The organism is Deinococcus roseus (assembly GCF_014646895.1).
Classification (GTDB): domain Bacteria; phylum Deinococcota; class Deinococci; order Deinococcales; family Deinococcaceae; genus Deinococcus_C; species Deinococcus_C roseus.
On record NZ_BMOD01000009.1, the window covers coordinates 99,448 to 114,562 of the forward strand.

At 58.1% G+C, this 15,115-nt stretch carries 13 protein-coding genes; 11 read left to right on the forward strand and 2 right to left on the reverse strand.

Annotated elements, in window-relative coordinates; genetic code table 11:
• Positions 1–4 precede the first annotated feature (4 nt).
• Positions 5–301, reverse strand: coding sequence for a hypothetical protein (locus IEY52_RS13240; RefSeq protein WP_189003176.1), 297 nt, complete (start codon positions 299–301; stop codon positions 5–7).
• 272 nt (positions 302–573) lie between these two features.
• On the opposite strand from IEY52_RS13240, the gene IEY52_RS13245 reads away from it, so the two are divergent.
• Genes IEY52_RS13245 through cheB form a run of 8 tightly spaced genes read left to right on the forward strand, consistent with a single transcriptional unit; the run spans position 574 to position 10,830 of the window.
• Positions 574–1,452, forward strand: a complete 879-nt coding sequence (locus IEY52_RS13245) for an Hpt domain-containing protein (protein ID WP_189003177.1) — start codon at positions 574–576, stop codon at positions 1,450–1,452.
• A complete protein-coding gene (locus tag IEY52_RS13250) occupies positions 1,449–3,539 on the forward strand; it encodes a response regulator (protein WP_189003178.1) in 2,091 nt (696 codons plus the stop codon). Before IEY52_RS13245 ends, IEY52_RS13250 begins: the two co-directional genes overlap by 4 nt.
• Positions 3,536–3,976, forward strand: coding sequence for a chemotaxis protein CheW (locus tag IEY52_RS13255; protein ID WP_189003179.1), 441 nt, complete (start codon positions 3,536–3,538; stop codon positions 3,974–3,976). Before IEY52_RS13250 ends, IEY52_RS13255 begins: the two co-directional genes overlap by 4 nt.
• Entirely contained in the window at positions 3,976–5,295 is a 1,320-nt protein-coding gene (locus tag IEY52_RS13260) for a CheR family methyltransferase (protein WP_189003180.1), read from the forward strand. The genes IEY52_RS13255 and IEY52_RS13260 overlap by 1 nt, the downstream gene beginning before the upstream one ends.
• Entirely contained in the window at positions 5,292–5,801 is a 510-nt protein-coding gene (locus IEY52_RS13265; RefSeq protein WP_189003181.1) for a chemotaxis protein CheW, read from the forward strand. The genes IEY52_RS13260 and IEY52_RS13265 overlap by 4 nt, the downstream gene beginning before the upstream one ends.
• Entirely contained in the window at positions 5,788–7,911 is a 2,124-nt protein-coding gene (locus tag IEY52_RS13270; RefSeq protein ID WP_189003182.1) for a methyl-accepting chemotaxis protein, read from the forward strand. Before IEY52_RS13265 ends, IEY52_RS13270 begins: the two co-directional genes overlap by 14 nt.
• Positions 7,912–7,915: 4 nt before the next feature.
• Positions 7,916–9,817, forward strand: coding sequence for a hybrid sensor histidine kinase/response regulator (locus IEY52_RS13275; protein WP_189003183.1), 1,902 nt, complete (start codon positions 7,916–7,918; stop codon positions 9,815–9,817).
• Entirely contained in the window at positions 9,814–10,830 is a 1,017-nt protein-coding gene (gene cheB, locus IEY52_RS13280; RefSeq protein ID WP_189003184.1) for a chemotaxis-specific protein-glutamate methyltransferase CheB, read from the forward strand. The genes IEY52_RS13275 and cheB overlap by 4 nt, the downstream gene beginning before the upstream one ends.
• A gap of 203 nt (positions 10,831–11,033) precedes the next feature.
• Here cheB and IEY52_RS13285 read toward each other — a convergent pair whose 3' ends face one another.
• Entirely contained in the window at positions 11,034–12,140 is a 1,107-nt protein-coding gene (locus IEY52_RS13285; RefSeq protein WP_189003185.1) for a GGDEF domain-containing protein, read from the reverse strand.
• Positions 12,141–12,861: 721 nt separating this feature from the next.
• On the opposite strand from IEY52_RS13285, the gene IEY52_RS13290 reads away from it, so the two are divergent.
• The 3 genes from IEY52_RS13290 (at position 12,862) to IEY52_RS13300 (ending at position 15,023) form a co-directional block, all read left to right on the forward strand.
• A complete protein-coding gene (locus IEY52_RS13290; protein WP_189003186.1) occupies positions 12,862–13,299 on the forward strand; it encodes a hypothetical protein in 438 nt (145 codons plus the stop codon).
• 174 nt (positions 13,300–13,473) lie between these two features.
• A complete protein-coding gene (locus IEY52_RS13295) occupies positions 13,474–14,019 on the forward strand; it encodes a DinB family protein (RefSeq protein WP_189003187.1) in 546 nt (181 codons plus the stop codon).
• A gap of 2 nt (positions 14,020–14,021) precedes the next feature.
• Positions 14,022–15,023 (forward strand): heme-dependent oxidative N-demethylase subunit alpha family protein, encoded by a 1,002-nt coding sequence (locus IEY52_RS13300; protein ID WP_189003188.1) that lies wholly within the window; start codon positions 14,022–14,024, stop codon positions 15,021–15,023.
• The last annotated feature ends 92 nt before the right edge of the window (positions 15,024–15,115 follow it).

A 15,115-nucleotide genomic window follows, 5' to 3' on the forward strand; every position in this document is an offset into this window, starting at 1 on the left:
CAGCTCAATTGGCCCTGCTGCCAGAGAGTGCATTCAGCCCTCCCAGCACATCCATCACCATTTCGATGTGGTACTGGGCATACAGACAGGCTTCCTGGGCCACTTCCGGGGTCATGTGGCCCGTTTCCAGGGCTTCTGAGAGCCGCTGGCTGGTGCTTTTCACTTCCTGCTCAAAAACCTGGATCTGCTCGATCATCTCAGAGGGCATCTGCCAGAAACCCCGATGGGTGCGCACCACTTCATAGCAGCGGGAACACTCGGTGAAGGCCTGTTGCATGTTGATGATGACCGTGTTGTCCATGTCTCAAATTACGGTAAGAAATGTCACAAAACCCTGACTCTGAAACCTCCTGACCTCAGGTGCTAATCCATGATTGATGCTGATGAACTGAGGATTGAAAGTGGCAAGCCCATGACTGGGTTTCTGGCCTCCAGTCTGTACGCACACCCCCATCCCCTTTTCCCAGAAGGAAGCAGAAGTGCTAGAGTCTTAATAACCTGCTCGACCCATCCCCTGCAGAACAGGTGCTTTTTCCGCACTTTCCCCTCTGCGAAGCGAGGCTCCCCATGGACATGAGTGCATTCCTGCAGGAATTTCAACTGGAGGCAGAAGACAACCTGACCCTCCTTGAAGAGGGTCTGTTGCGTCTGGAGCAGCTTGAGGACCCCGAAGTGGTTCGCAGGATGTTCACGGCGGCCCACACCATCAAAGGCAGTGCGGGCATGCTGGGCCTCTCGGACATTCAGCGCCTCACCCATTCCCTGGAAGATGCCCTGGACCAGTTGCGCAAGAACCCCCGGCCCCTTTCCCAGGAGCAGGCCAACATCTTGCTGGAAGTGGTGGATGAGGTGCGGGCCATGTGCGCCGAGGTGATGCAACCCATCCCCCATGAAAAACCCCTGTCCTTCTGGCTGGAACGCCTGAAATCCTGGGACACCCTGCCTGCTGCGCCATCTCAACCTGCATCATCCAAAACTGCACCCTCCAGAACCACTGGGCAGGTTGCAGAACCTCCTGCCGTCTCTGACCTTCCATCTGACCTGCAATCTGTTCCGCAACCTGCTGCACAACCAGATGCCCCTGCAGCTTCAACTTCGATTTACACCGTCCGCCATGCTGTGATTCACGATGTTTCCATGACCGCCCGCATGCACCAGGCCTGGTTGCTGCTGGAAGCGGGTTTTTCGGTGCGTTTTGCCCTGTCCCTGCCTGATTTGCTGGATGCCGAACCGGGAGCCCTGTGGGTGGTGGGATACAACGGTGAAAAAGACACCGCCGATTTCTTGAAACACCTTTCCGAGCCTCAGAAAACAGGAGTGATCGTGTCTATGAGTGATTCCGCAACCCTGCTGGATGGCCCTTTTCGCACCGTGGTGCTGAACCTGCTGGAAACCCCAGATGACAATTCGCTGGTGCACACTGCCCTGGATGTGCTGGGAGACCTGGCATGAGCGTGTGGGTGGTGGACGACAGCCGCCTGATCCGCAGCATGCTGACGGCATTGCTGTCCCAGGCAGGCATTGAAGATGTGAAAACCGCAGAGTCCGGGGAAGCCCTGGTGGAACACTTTCAGGACCACCACACCCGTGAAGCGGTGCGCCTGATCCTGCTGGATTTGATGATGCCGGGCATGGATGGCATCGAAACCCTGCGCCACCTCAGGGCTTTCCCTGAACTGCAGGACATTCCCATCATCATCATCACCGGACGCGGAGAGAAAGAGGACCTGGAGGCGGCATTTCAGGCCGGGGCCAGCGATTTCCTCTCCAAACCTGCAGATCCGGTGGAATTCGTGGCCCGGGTCAAGGGAGCACTCAGGCTCAGCGAACTGCTGGTGCAGCGCAGGTCCAAAGAGCGCGACCTCAAGGACAGCCATGCCCGTCTGGAGCTGCTGACCTACACCGACGCCCTCACCGGGGTGGCCAACCGCCGCAACCTGGACCAGACCCTGCAGAACATCTGGACCCAACCGGGACGCACGGTTTCGCTGATCCTGCTGGACATCGACCATTTCAAACGCTACAACGACACCCTGGGGCACCTGGAGGGAGATGCCTGCCTGAAAAGGGTGGCGGCTGCACTGGAAGACACCCTGGCCGCGGAAGGCACTTTCATTCCAGAAGCCCTGCTGGCCCGTTATGGCGGGGAAGAATTCGCGGTTTTGCTCCCCGATGCCCCCATGGAGGAAGCCGCCCAACTGGCCGAGCACCTGCGCCAGGGGGTGCTGAAAGCCGCCATCCCCCATCCCAACTCCGACCACCACCATCTGGTGACCATCTCGCTGGGGGTGCATTCGCTGCTGGCCCTGCCAGACACCTCCCCGGCCCTGCTGATTGAGCGGGCAGACCAGGCGTTGTATCAGGCCAAAAGCATGGGCCGCAACCAGGTGTTCCGTGCCGATCACCTGAAAGACCTGGTGCCCGAACCTGCCCTGGAAGCCGTGCCTTTTCACCACTGGCGCAAAGTGCTGGTGGTGGACGATTCTGCAGTGGCGAGGGCTTTTCTGCGTCAGGCTTTTCTGAAAGAAGGTGCACAGGTCATCGAGGCTTCCAGTGTGCCCCAGGCACTGGAGCACCTTCCGCACATTGGAGAGTTTGATTTGATCATGCTGGACATGCACCTGCACGACAGCAGCGGTCTGGAGGTGCTCTCGCGGGTGCGGGAGGTCAGCCAGAGTGTGGTGGTGGTGGTGTTCTCGGGCAAACACTCCCGTTCTCTGCAGGAATCCCTGAAACTCGGTGCAGATGCTTACCTCTGCAAGACCGATTTCGATTTGCAGGGCAAGGACCTTCCTGCCTTCCAGCAGGCCCTCAACCATGCCAGAGAGCACCGTCTGGGCTTGCTGGCCCATGAGCTCCTCCGGCAGGTGCAGACCGATTTTTTCTCGGTGTTTGTCCACGACCTGAAAAACCCCATCGCGGCCCTCAGTCTGGCCATTGATCTGGCCGCCGAAACCCAGCATCTGGACGATCTGGCCCCCCTGCTCTCTGGCGCACTGGAAGCCAAATCCATGCTGCTGGAAGTGCTGGCCCAGTACCAGGATTACATGCGTCTGGAAGCCCGGCAGATCGAGCTGAAGGTCGCCCCCACCGAAATGAAGCCGCTGATCGAAAAGTGCGTGCAGGACCTGGAGCCCCAGGTGCGGTTCCGTCAGCAAACCTTGCACTTTCAAATTGAGCCTGGCAGCGAAAACGCCACCGCCCTGATCGATTCGCAGGTGTTCGCAGAAGCCTTGCACAGCGCCCTGATCAGCATGATCAAACACGCCCCGGACCATGGCACCATCCAGGTGAATCTTGGCCTGCGGCCCGAAGGGGTGCGCCTTGTGCTGCGCGAAGACCAGAGCCGCATTCCCGCTGAAGAGATCAATGTGCTGCTCTACAACCCGCGCATGGCCCACAAATGGTATGGTTCCGGGGTGAGCCTGCCCCTGCTGCGTGCGGTGGTGGAAGCCCACCAGGGCCGCTTCTGGGCAGAAGCCCAGAATGGCACCTGCCTGTTTCTGGCAGACCTTCCCAGCGGAGCACCCCAGCCATGAACCTGGGGGTGCTGCATCTGGGCATCCATGAGAGCCAGTACATGGTTCCCCTGGATCAGGTGGAACGGGTGATCCGCATGGCCCAGTTCACACCCCTCCCTGCTGCAGACCTCCCTGCAAATCAGCATCCCCAGGTGGTGGGGGTGCTCAATGTGGCCGGCGAACTGCGGGCCGTGGTGAGTGCCCGCAAGGTGCTGGGATTGCCCGATGCAGCAATCACCCCATCTCAGCGTTTGCTGCTGCTCAAAGGGCAACCTCCGTTTCTGCTGTGGGTGGATGACATTCTGGGGTTCCTGGAGGTCTCGATGCTGGACTTCAAACCCATCCGCTACAGTGAGCGCAGTCCCATCGAGGCGGTGATCCGCACCCCCCAGGGCAACACCCCGGTGTTGAGACCAGAATTTTTTCAGCCTGACCATTTCTGGGAGCCAGGCTGATGTCTGCCCTGTCCAGGCTGCGGCCTGATTTGCTGCACGCCCTGATCGGACGGATCGAGCAGGTCAGTGGCATCCGCATTCAGCAAAGCCAGCAGTTCACCCTGGAACGCGCCCTGAGCAAAAGGCCCCAATCCGATCCCAATGAAGCCACCACGGCCCTGCTGGCGCTTGCCGAGGAGCGTTTTGTGCGGGAATTCGTGCATGAACTGACCATCCATGAAACCTATTTTTTTCGGGGGGACAGCCAGATGCAGCAGCTGCGCACCCTGATTCTGCCCGAACTGAAAACCCGGCCTTACCCAGCACGTTTGTGGTCTGCTGGCTGCTCCACTGGAGAGGAAGCTTACACCCTGTCGATGCTGCTGAAAACCGAGTTTGACATGCACAATGCCGTGGTGCTGGGCACCGATCTGCACCCTGAAGTGGTGGCCAGAGCCCGGCATGGCCGTTACCGGGAGTGGTCTTTCCGGGCCACCTCCCAGGCTGTGCGGGAGCATTGCTTCAGCCATGTGGGGGACAGCTGGTCCATCAAGACCTTTCTGCGTCAACATGTGCACTTTGGGGTGCTGAATCTGAAAAGTTTTCCCTGGCTGCCCGATTTTCAGAATCCTGCCATTGGTCTGCGGCAGCTGGATGTGATTGTGTGCCGCAACGTCACCCTGTATTTTGGCTCCGAAAGTGCCCAGCAGGTGTACCAGCAATTTGCCCGTTTGCTGGCCCCTGCTGGTGTGGTGATGCTGGGCCCCACCGATCCCCAGCCCCTTCCAGTGTCCGGGCTGTTTCCGCACCGCCATCCACTGGGGTGGCTCTGGAAAACCACGCCTGATGTTTCTGCCAGAAAAGATCTCAACAAAGACTCGAACAAAAACAGCAACAGAAACCAGCAGGCAGGCAGAGGCCTCACCCTCAACCCTCACCTCAACCCTCAGAAGCCCATTGCTGCTCAGAAGAAACCTGCAGTGCCCAGAAACCTGCAGCCTGCGCCCACCCCTGCCCAGCAAAAACCTTCTGAGTCAGAACCTCCAGTTGCTCAACCGACCCCAACCCTGCAGGCCGCTGATTTCAGGTCCCTGCCAGACCACCTGGAAGGCCTCAGGCAACATGTGTTTCTGCATCCCAACGATGTGCTGGCCCTGTATCAGCTGGCCCAGATCTGGCTGCGTCAGGGGGAAACAGAGCGGGCCAGACCTTTGCTGAGGCGCATCCGCAACCTGCTGACAGAACGCCCTCCGGCAGACCACATCACCCCTGAATTGACTGCACAGGAATTGCTGACCGCTGCCCTGTACACCCTCTCCCAGATGAAAGGCAAGCCATGAAAGACCAGGAAATCCTGCACACCCGCGCTGCACAGCTGGCCATTCCCCTGCAGCAGCAAAGCAGTGACCCCACCCAGGTGGTGCTGCTCATCGAGGTGGCCTCAGAAACCTACGCCCTGCCTGCAAAACAGATTGAGACGGTGCGTGCCCTGGGAACGCTGACCCGCCTGCCAGGTGTGGGGTCGGTGATTTCGGGCATGATCACCCTGCAAGGCCATGTGCTCAGCGTGCTGGACCTTGCAGCCCTGCTGGGAAACACCCCCGATGAGCAGGCAGGGTATATTGTCGTATACCAGCATGCAGGTCAGCGTGTGGCCCTGAAGGTGCGAGAAGCCAGAGAAGTGGTGTCCATCCCACTGCAGCTTTCCCGGCCTCCCAACCTCCGACCCGGACTGGTGGGGGTGTGGGAAGCCCGCATCACCTTGCTGGACCTGGACACCCTGCTGGAAGACTTCAGCCACCAGAGCACGTTCCATCAGACAGGAGGAGCAAGTGGAATCCTTTAGAACCTGGAGTGTTTTCAACAAGATGACCCTGCTGGGTCTGGTGTGTGTGGCGGTGGTGATGGTGATGGTGGGCTGGTTGCTGATCCGCCAGACCCGCACCACTTTCATTGATCAGGGCAAAAAGAACATCGAACAGGTTGCTTTTGATGGCATCGACAAACTGGACCGCAACCTCTTCGAGCGCTACACCGATGTGCAGTCTTTTGCCAGCACCCCGGCAGCAAAATCCATGAACCCGACCACCATCGGTCAGCTGATCAATGCCACAGTGAACCTCTATGCCCCCATTTACAGCCTGATTGTGGTGGCAGATGTGCGGGGCAAGATCATTGCGGTCAGTTCGGTGGATGCAAAAGGCAATCCCGCACCCCGTACCAGCACCTTGCTGGGCCAGAATGTGTCCGATCAGGAGTGGTTCAAGAACACCCTGAATGCGGGCGTGCAGACCAACCCCGTGGACCTGCAGGACCTGCACCACGATCCCCTGCTGCGGGCCGCTTTTGGGCCAGATCAGGACCTTGCCGTTTCCCTCAGTTCTCCCATCCGCAACAATGCTGGGAAAGTGGTGGGTGTGTGGAGCAACCGTTTCAACTGGGACGTGGCCATCCAGATCATGAACGACATCGAAAAGGCAGGCCATCAGGCCGGAATCAACAGCCTCAAGGTCGGGCTGGTGGACCACGATGGCCTCACCTTGCACAGTCCCCAGGACGGCGACTTTTTGACCAACAAACTGGTGACCCGCATGGAAGTGAAGGCAGATGTGGACACAGAAGGTGCCAAAGATGCCCTGAGCCCCAGCGGAGACGGCCCCGGATTGGTGGGGTGGTACACCTCCAAAGGGTATGCCAATTACCCTGGCATGGGCTGGGTGATGCTGGCCGGACAGGACCTCAGCGACCTGAATGCCTCCTCACAGAACCTGGTGGAAACGGTGATGGTGTCCTGCGTGGTGGTGGTGCTGCTGTTCATGCTGCTGCTGTACCTGATCCGGGTGGCCATCGAGCAACGGGTCAAAACGCTGGCTGGAGCGGCCAACGCCCTGGCCATGGGCAACCTGACCGTGACCCTGCCCGATTACAGCCGGGATGAAATTGGGGCCCTCAGAAATGCCTTTGAGCGCATGGTGGGCCACCAGAGCGAGATGGCAAGGGTGGCTGACCAGATCGCCTCGGGAAACATTGGCCTGAACCTCACCCCTCAAGGTGAAAAGGACATGCTGGGGAATGCCTTCCAGCGCATGCTGGACCACCTGCGCTCTCTGGTGCGGGAGGTCCAGGAAGCCGGACACAACCTTGCAGCCGCCTCCATGCAACTTCAAGCAGCCTCTGCACAGCAGGCCGCCAGCATCAACGAGCAATCTGCAGCCGTCACCGAAACCAGCGCCACCGTGGAAGAGGTGCGGGTGTCCAGCGACCAGGCCGTGGACATGGCCAACACCGTCAGCGAGAACGCCCAGACCGCCCAGCAGGTGGCCGTGGCCGGCTCAGATGCCACCCAGGCCATGATCCGCGACATGCAGGACATCCGCAAACAGGTGCAGGACATCAGTGCCCACATCCTGACCCTCTCTGAAAGCAGCCAGAAAATCAGCGACATCATCGAGGTGGTCAGCGACCTGGCAGACCAGAGCAACCTGCTGGCCCTCAATGCCGCCATTGAAGCCCACCGTGCAGGCGAACACGGACGGGGCTTTGTGATTGTGGCCCAGGAGATCCGCAACCTGGCCGAGCAGTCCAAGACCGCCACCAGTCAGGTGCGCACCATTCTGTCGGGCATCCAGCGGGACACCAATGCCGCCGTGATGGCCACCGAACGGGGCACCAGGGTGGTGGACACCGGGACACACTCCATCAAATCGCTGGAGAACACCATCAACGACCTCTCAGAGGCCATCGAGCATGCGGCACGCTCTGCCCAGGTGATCGCTGGCTCGGTGAAACAGCACTCTTATGGCATGGAGCAGATTGCGCTGGCCATGCAGAACATCCAGACCGCCAGCGAACAGAACCTGCAGGCCAGCGAGAGCAACCAGCAAGCCGCCCGTCATCTGAGCACCTGGGCAGCTCGCCTGAAGACCGTGATTGACCGTTACCGACTCGAGCCCTGACACCATGACCCCACAGGAAAAGCTGCGCCACATCTTCGCTTTTGAACTGCAGCAGGTGCTGACCGGGGCACCTCCTGAAAACATCTCCGTGGTGCTGCAACGGGGAGCGCGGGCCACCGGATGGCAGGCTTTGCTTGCCGCCCTGCCTGGTTTGCTGAAACTTCCTGCAGAGCAATTGCTGCACCGCATGGCCAGCTGGGTTCCCCTGCTGAAAACCGGGGTTTTTCCCGTGCTGACTGGACCTGAAACCCGTGAACAGCCTGCAGCAAAAACCCTGGCAGCCGGGCCAGCGCCCAGCCGCAGCGAAGCCCGCGGCTCTGGTCAGGACGTTCGGGTGAGCCTGCAGCAACTTGAATCCCTCTTTGCGCACGCCGGAGAACTGACGGTGCTGAAAAACCGCCTCGAGGAACACCTGCGCTCCTTGCAAACCCTGGAAAGTCATCTGTCTGTCACAGACCGGGAGGTGCTCAACCGGTTCACCGATGCGGTGCGGCTGCTCAGACAGGACCATTTTGACCTCAACCGCATCAGTGAAGAACTCACCAGCGAGGTGATCGACCTGCGCTTGCGTCCCGCTTCCTTGATGGTGACCCCACTGGAGCGGCTGGTGCGGGACCTCACCCAGTCTCAGGGCAAGAAAGTGCAATTCCAGGTGCAGGGCAGCGACACCGAACTGGACCGCAACCTGCTGGACCCCCTCAGGGACGCCCTTATGCACCTGATCCGCAATGCCATTGACCACGGTCTGGAAACCCCTGCAGAACGCAAAAAAGCCCAGAAAACCGAAACAGGCCAGCTGGAACTGACCATCCTCAGCCGTGGGGAATCCATTCACCTGACCCTGCAAGACGATGGACAGGGCATCCAGCAGGAACGGGTGCGCCAGAAAGCCCTGGAACGGGGCCTGATTCAGGAAGGAACGGTGCTGTCCGAGGAACAGGTTTACGATCTGCTGTTCCGTCCGGGTTTCAGCACTGCACAACAGGTTTCTGCCATCTCCGGCAGAGGGGTGGGCCTCGATGCTGTGCGGGCCAACCTGGATTTGCTGGGCGGCGAGGTGTGGCTGACCAGTGCCGCAGGCCAGGGCACCACCTTTCATTTGCGGGTCCCCCAGACCCTGGCCACCACCCGGGCTTTTGTGCTGATGGTTTCCGGGCAGATGTTCGCTGTGCCTTCCCGCCATGTGGACCGCATTGTGAAACCCGAAAAATTCACCCTGATCGACCAGAAACGCACCATCGAATGGCAGGGGGCCGCCATTCCCACCTTCGACCTCAGTGAAATGCTGGGGTTGCCCTCCGGTGCGGCGTCCATCACCCTGATCCTCAACCTGGCTGACCGCTGTGTGGGGGTCAACGTGCAGAATGTGCTCAGCGAGGAGGAGTTTGTGATCAAACCCCTCCCCTGGGGCATTCCCAGCACCACCGCTTTTCAGGGGGTGGTGATGAACCGCTCCGGAGCACTGGTCCCGGTGCTGAACGTCTCGCAACTCTCCGAGCATGCCCGCCCGCGCACCCTGGTGCAACCCCAGACCAGCAAACGCCAGCAACGCATCCTGGTGGCAGACGATTCGGTGGCAGTGCGCACCATCCAGCGCAGCATTCTGGAAATGGCAGGCTTCGAGGTGCAGGTGGCCGAAAACGGACGCATCGCTCTGGGCCTGCTGCGCCAGAGTGCTTTTGATTTGCTGGTCTCCGACATCGAGATGCCCGAAATGACCGGTCTGGAACTCACCCGCAACATCCGCCTTGATGAGCGCCTGAAACACCTGCCTGTCATCCTGGTCACCTCCATGGCCAGCCCACACCACCAGGAAGAAGGCATGCTGGCCGGAGCAGACGCCTACCTCATCAAGGGCAATTACGCCCCTGAAGACCTGCTGGACACCATCGGGAGGCTGATTTGAAACCCCTGAAGGTGTTGATCGTGGACGACTCGCCCGTGCAACTGGCCATGTTGCGCAACTGGATCGAGCAGGACCCGGAAATGAAAGTGGTGGGCATGGCTTCTGGAGGTCAGGATGCGCTGCGCCTCACTGCGGAACTTCATCCTGATGTGATTGCCATTGACATGATCATGCCTGAAATGGATGGGTTTCGGGTCACCGAGCGCATCATGCAGGAGCACCCCACTCCCATTTTGCTGCTCACTGTGTCCGAACAGCATGCCACCATGAGCAAAAACGCCCACCACAGTGGGGCCATCACCCTGATGCTGAAACCCTCTCCAGACGATCCCCTGAACATCCAGAAATTCCGGCAAACCCTCAAAGCCGTGTCCAAGATCAAAATGGTGCGGCGCAACACCGTCAAAGCACCCTCCACCCCCACCTCCCGCCCTGCTGCGCCTTATCAGGCGGTGCTGATCGCCTCTTCCACGGGCGGCCCTCCCATCTTGCAGACGGTGCTTTCCCGTTTGCCAGATGCATTCCCCCTGCCCATTCTGATTGTGCAGCACATTGCCCAGGGCTTTGAGATGTCCCTGCTGAACTGGCTGCAAACCAGTTCAGCGCTGCCCATCCAGCTGGCCCGGGAAGGCATGGAGGTCCAGCGCGGCGTGTACCTGGCCCCCAGTGGCACCCACCTGGAACTGCTGCGCAGGCAGGGCAAACTGACCTTGCACCTCAGCAACCATGCTCCCATCAAGGGACACCGCCCCAGTGCCAACATCCTCTTTGAATCCGGGGTGCGGACCCTGGGAGGCAACCTGATGGCCATTCAATTGACCGGCATGGGAGACGATGGAGCCACCGGCATGAAAGCCATCCGGGATGCAGGAGGATTCACCATTGCCCAGGACGAAAAAAGCTCTGCTGTGTTTGGGATGCCCCAGGCCGCCATCAAACTGGGGGGTGCCCAGTTTGTGCTGTCTCCAGAAGAAATTCCCCGCAAACTCAAAGAGGTGCTGGGGTTGTTTTGAACCCCTTGCTGGCAGTTGTCAGAAAAGACACTTTAATTCTTTTTTATTTTGTGGGATTTGTTTCCCTGCACATTCTGGAGGGCTGATACACTTCAATCACTCTTCCTCCCCACAGTGCAGCAGGGCAAATGCCTTGCTGCACTGTTTTGTGCTGGGTCTTGTGTCAGGTGTCGGGAACAGGCTGGAAGTTCTGCCTGCAGTTCTCAAAGCAGGCTGGTTCCCATCACATCCCGACTTGCTTCACGTGAAGTGGAGGGCTGTGGGTCCTGCACCTGTTGCTGAATCTGGTTGCGTCCCTGGCGTTTGGCCGAATAAAGCAGGACATCGCCCTGATCCAGCACCTTCTGGAGGTCAGGACGGGGAGGGCATTCCACCAGACCTCCACTGAGGGTCACCTGCTCAGGCATCGGAAACAGGTGCTCTGCCACAGCTTCCCGGATGCGTTCTGCAATGAGAAAAGCCTGCTGGGCATCTGTGCCACGCAGCACCACCAGAAACTCCTCTCCTCCCATGCGGTACAGGCGGTCGTGGTCGCGGGTGCTGTTTTGCAGCAGTGCAGAAATCTGCCTGAGCACATCGTCTCCCATGCTGTGACCGTACCTGTCGTTGATGTGTTTGAAGTGGTCAAGGTCCAGCATCAAAAAAACATCGCCACCCCCGAACAAACCCTGATCGCGTTCAAATTGCCTGCGGTTGAACAGTCCAGTGAGGGCATCGGTGAGGGCTTCTTTTTGCAGGTGTTCGGTGGCCCTCAGGTAGGCCAGACGGGACTGCAAAATCTGGGCCGAGAGGTAAAACCCGATCACATTGGCCAGGAAATACCAGATGAAAGTCTGGCTGAAAAACCGCTCTGCGTGCGAAGACAGAAAAACCGGAAGGGTCTGCAGGGAGAAAATCAGCAAAGGGGTCAACAGGTAAGGGGTGGAGGTGGTGTTGCCCATGCGCAAACGGATCAGGCCAATCATCAGGAAGGTCAGCAATCCCGAAAGGGCATACACATCTGAGGGTGCCTGTGGAAAAAACAAAACCCGGGTGATCACCATGGGAATCACAGCCACCGTTCCATACCCCAGTCCATACCTGAGGGTGAACAGCACAATGGGCACCATCCGCAGGTCCATCTGGATGTTGTCCCCAAGGGGGATGCCATGAAACATCAGCAGGATGGCGCCCACAGAGCAGCACAGGGCCCGCAACAAAAGCACCTCGACCCGATGTTCTGTTCGCCAGTCCCGGTAAGTCAGGCTGAACAGGTAGGTCAGGGAAATCACCATGCAAATGTTGACGAACAGGGAATCCACAGTTGCCATATGTGCCCCTCGTGGCTCAGGATGCAGCCTTTCTGCCCAAATTGACCTGAACCTGGTTTAAATAAAAGCCTACTACAGATTTGAATTTGCCTTGAGCATGCAAAATTTAATTCTTTTGTATAAATGAAGTAAAAAAGCAGTTTCCATCATGGTTTTCGCTGTTACAAAAAAGCAACTAAGGGAAATCCCCTAGTTGGTGAACTGTTGCCCGGAACACAGGGGCTGACAGCGGTTGACCTGGCGCTGACAGCACACAGGCACCATCAGACAGGTGAGGCAGTCCGAACACAGCCTGGACGCAGTGCCTTTCACAATTCATTCCCGGCAGACCAGGCCCACGCGAAGCTCGGGTTTTACACTTGCCCCATTCGGGCGGCAACCCCCAGAACAGATTTTTCTGGGGGTTGCATTTTGTTCTCCTGGCTCCTTTAACGGGTGCCTGCACATCCCAGAATTTTCCATCTGGGTGGGAGGCAGGCACAGAAGATGTCACCTCAATTCGCCATGCAGATTTCGTGAAGGCTTCCAGAAAACATTTCATTTCCGATTCAGTGACACTCCATCAGATCTACACACATCTGCTCCACATCTCAAAAAAACGTTTTGTGACATTGCCTTGATGACCAGCAAGGTTAACAAAAAAGCCTTTACAGACTCTTCAAAAAAACTCCTTTTAACATTCACACCCCAAAGCCACAATAACGCTCAGGAGGCACCACCCATGAAAAACATTCTTCTGACCACCCTGATTTCCGCAATCTCCCTGACCGGCGCTGCTGGCGCTGCCAGTGTCAGCAGCGCCAGCAACCTTGGACCGGACTATCACCTGATCACCAGCGCCACCGGGCAGTGCACAGGCACCGAAAATTGCACCATTCCTTATGGCGAGAAAGTCTGCAATGCAGACACCCTGGGTCTGGTATACCGCATGACCACCCCCAACAACAACGGCACCTACTCTTATGAAGACATCAAATGCGTCTGGGGCGATGACTCCTGGTATGTGGTCAACACCTACACCGTCACCAAAGGCGGCGAAGATTTCAGTTGCCCCATCGTGGCACAGGGTCCCTTCACCAGCACCACCAGCGTCTGGCCCCCTGTGCGCTTCTGGGGTCTGGATGCCGAAGAATTCGTTTACTGCGACAGGAGCAAATAAACCCAATCCCACATCCAGTCCGCATCCAACAAAGCAACCCGAGGCCCCTCCTCGGGTTGTTGCATTGGTTTCTGCATTGGTGCATGTGGGCACACTGGGGCATGGTCAGTCACGTTATACTTCATCCACCTTTCTGATGTTTGAGCTTTTGTTTGAGAAACCCAAGGAGACCTGATGACCTCAAAAAATGAACTGGTGCTGTCCCGGCCCGAAGCCCAAAATTCAGAAATTGCCATGGGTCTGGGCATGCTGCAAATGGCCAGGGAACGCACCCTGCGCACCGTGGAATCCCTGCATCCTGGCAGTCTGGATGTGCTGGTGAACGGACACACCATAGGTTCTTTGCTGTACCACATCGCAGTGGTCGAGGTGGACTGGCTGTACTCAGAAGTGCTGCAGCAAGAACTCCCTGCCTGGTGCTCAGCGTATTTTCCCATCGAACACCGCACCTCTGATGACAACCTCAGTCACGTGCTGGGAGAACCCCTCTCCAGACATCTGGAACGCCTGAAGCGGGTGCGCCAGGACCTGCTGGACACCTACCAGCAGATGACCCTGGAAGACTTTGGAACCTTGCGCAAACTTTCCCACTATGATGTTTCCCCCGAGTGGGTGCTCTTTCACCTGCTGCACCATGAATCTTTGCATTTCGGACAGATTCAGACCCTGATCCGGGTGGCCGGACTCAGGGAGGGCACCTTCAGATACCTGACCTCCTGAACATGCCAGAGGTGCTGCTCCCAGACCCTGATCCGCCTTTCATGGTGCACGACACCTTTGAAATCAAGGCAGATGTCTTTCAGCTGGGCACCTGGCTGAATGGCCGTCTGGAACAACACCATTTTGTGGAAGACCGTTTGCTGTTCAAATGTCTGAAACAAAAACTTCAGGTGTTGCAGACCAGAGCCGACATGCACCGTCTGGTGCACAGCCCTGACCCCGAGGGTCTGCAAGACTCTTTGTGGACCCTGCTGCAGGTGTACGCAGCAGAGCATCCCCACTTGCTGCAAGCCAGCCCAGAAGAAGCCACCCTCGGGTTTCTGGGGTTGCATTTCCGCCGAACCGAACCCGATCTGGAGGTGCATCTGGTGCAGGAACATCCTCTGGGGAGAAAAATTCTGCAGCACCTGCACACCCAGCAAGGTCTTTTCAGGTTGCTCGATGCTGTGGCCCTCTGCTGCCAGGAAGACCTGGTGGTTTTGCACCAGCAGGACCACTCTCTGCAGGCAGAAGCCCTATCGGTGTGCTTTCCCAGTGGCTGGAATCCTGCTGAAAAACCCGGACAGGATTTTGCACAGATTCACCATCCAGTGGCGGACCATGACCGCCTGGTCCGGGCCTCAGACAGCATGTCCCGTGCCATCTTGCACAAAGGACCTTTTGTGCGCTTCAGCTGGGGTCTGACCCTCAGTCCTGCCCTGAACGCCCATCCTGATCAGCCAAGGCCCATCTGGAATCCCCAGTGGGAACATGAACCTGATTTGCTGGACCACATTTACCTGCGCATGGAACGTCAGACCACCCTGGGCCTGCCCGGCCTGAAGCGAGGGATTTTCACGATCCGGGTCTACGTGAATTCCCTGAAAGAACGCCTGCAGAAAGAACCAGAATTGCGTCCCAGACTGATCAAACTTCTGCGTTCCGTCAAGCCTGAAGTGCTGGAGTACAAGGGAATGCAGCCTTTCACAGCGGCTGTTTTGCACCAACTGGAGTCCCATACCTGATTTTTGCTCATGATCCTGTGTGACATTCTAAACTCAGGCGCAGAATTTCCTGTTAAGATCTATCAAGCAGAAGAAAAGGGGACATCCCGCTT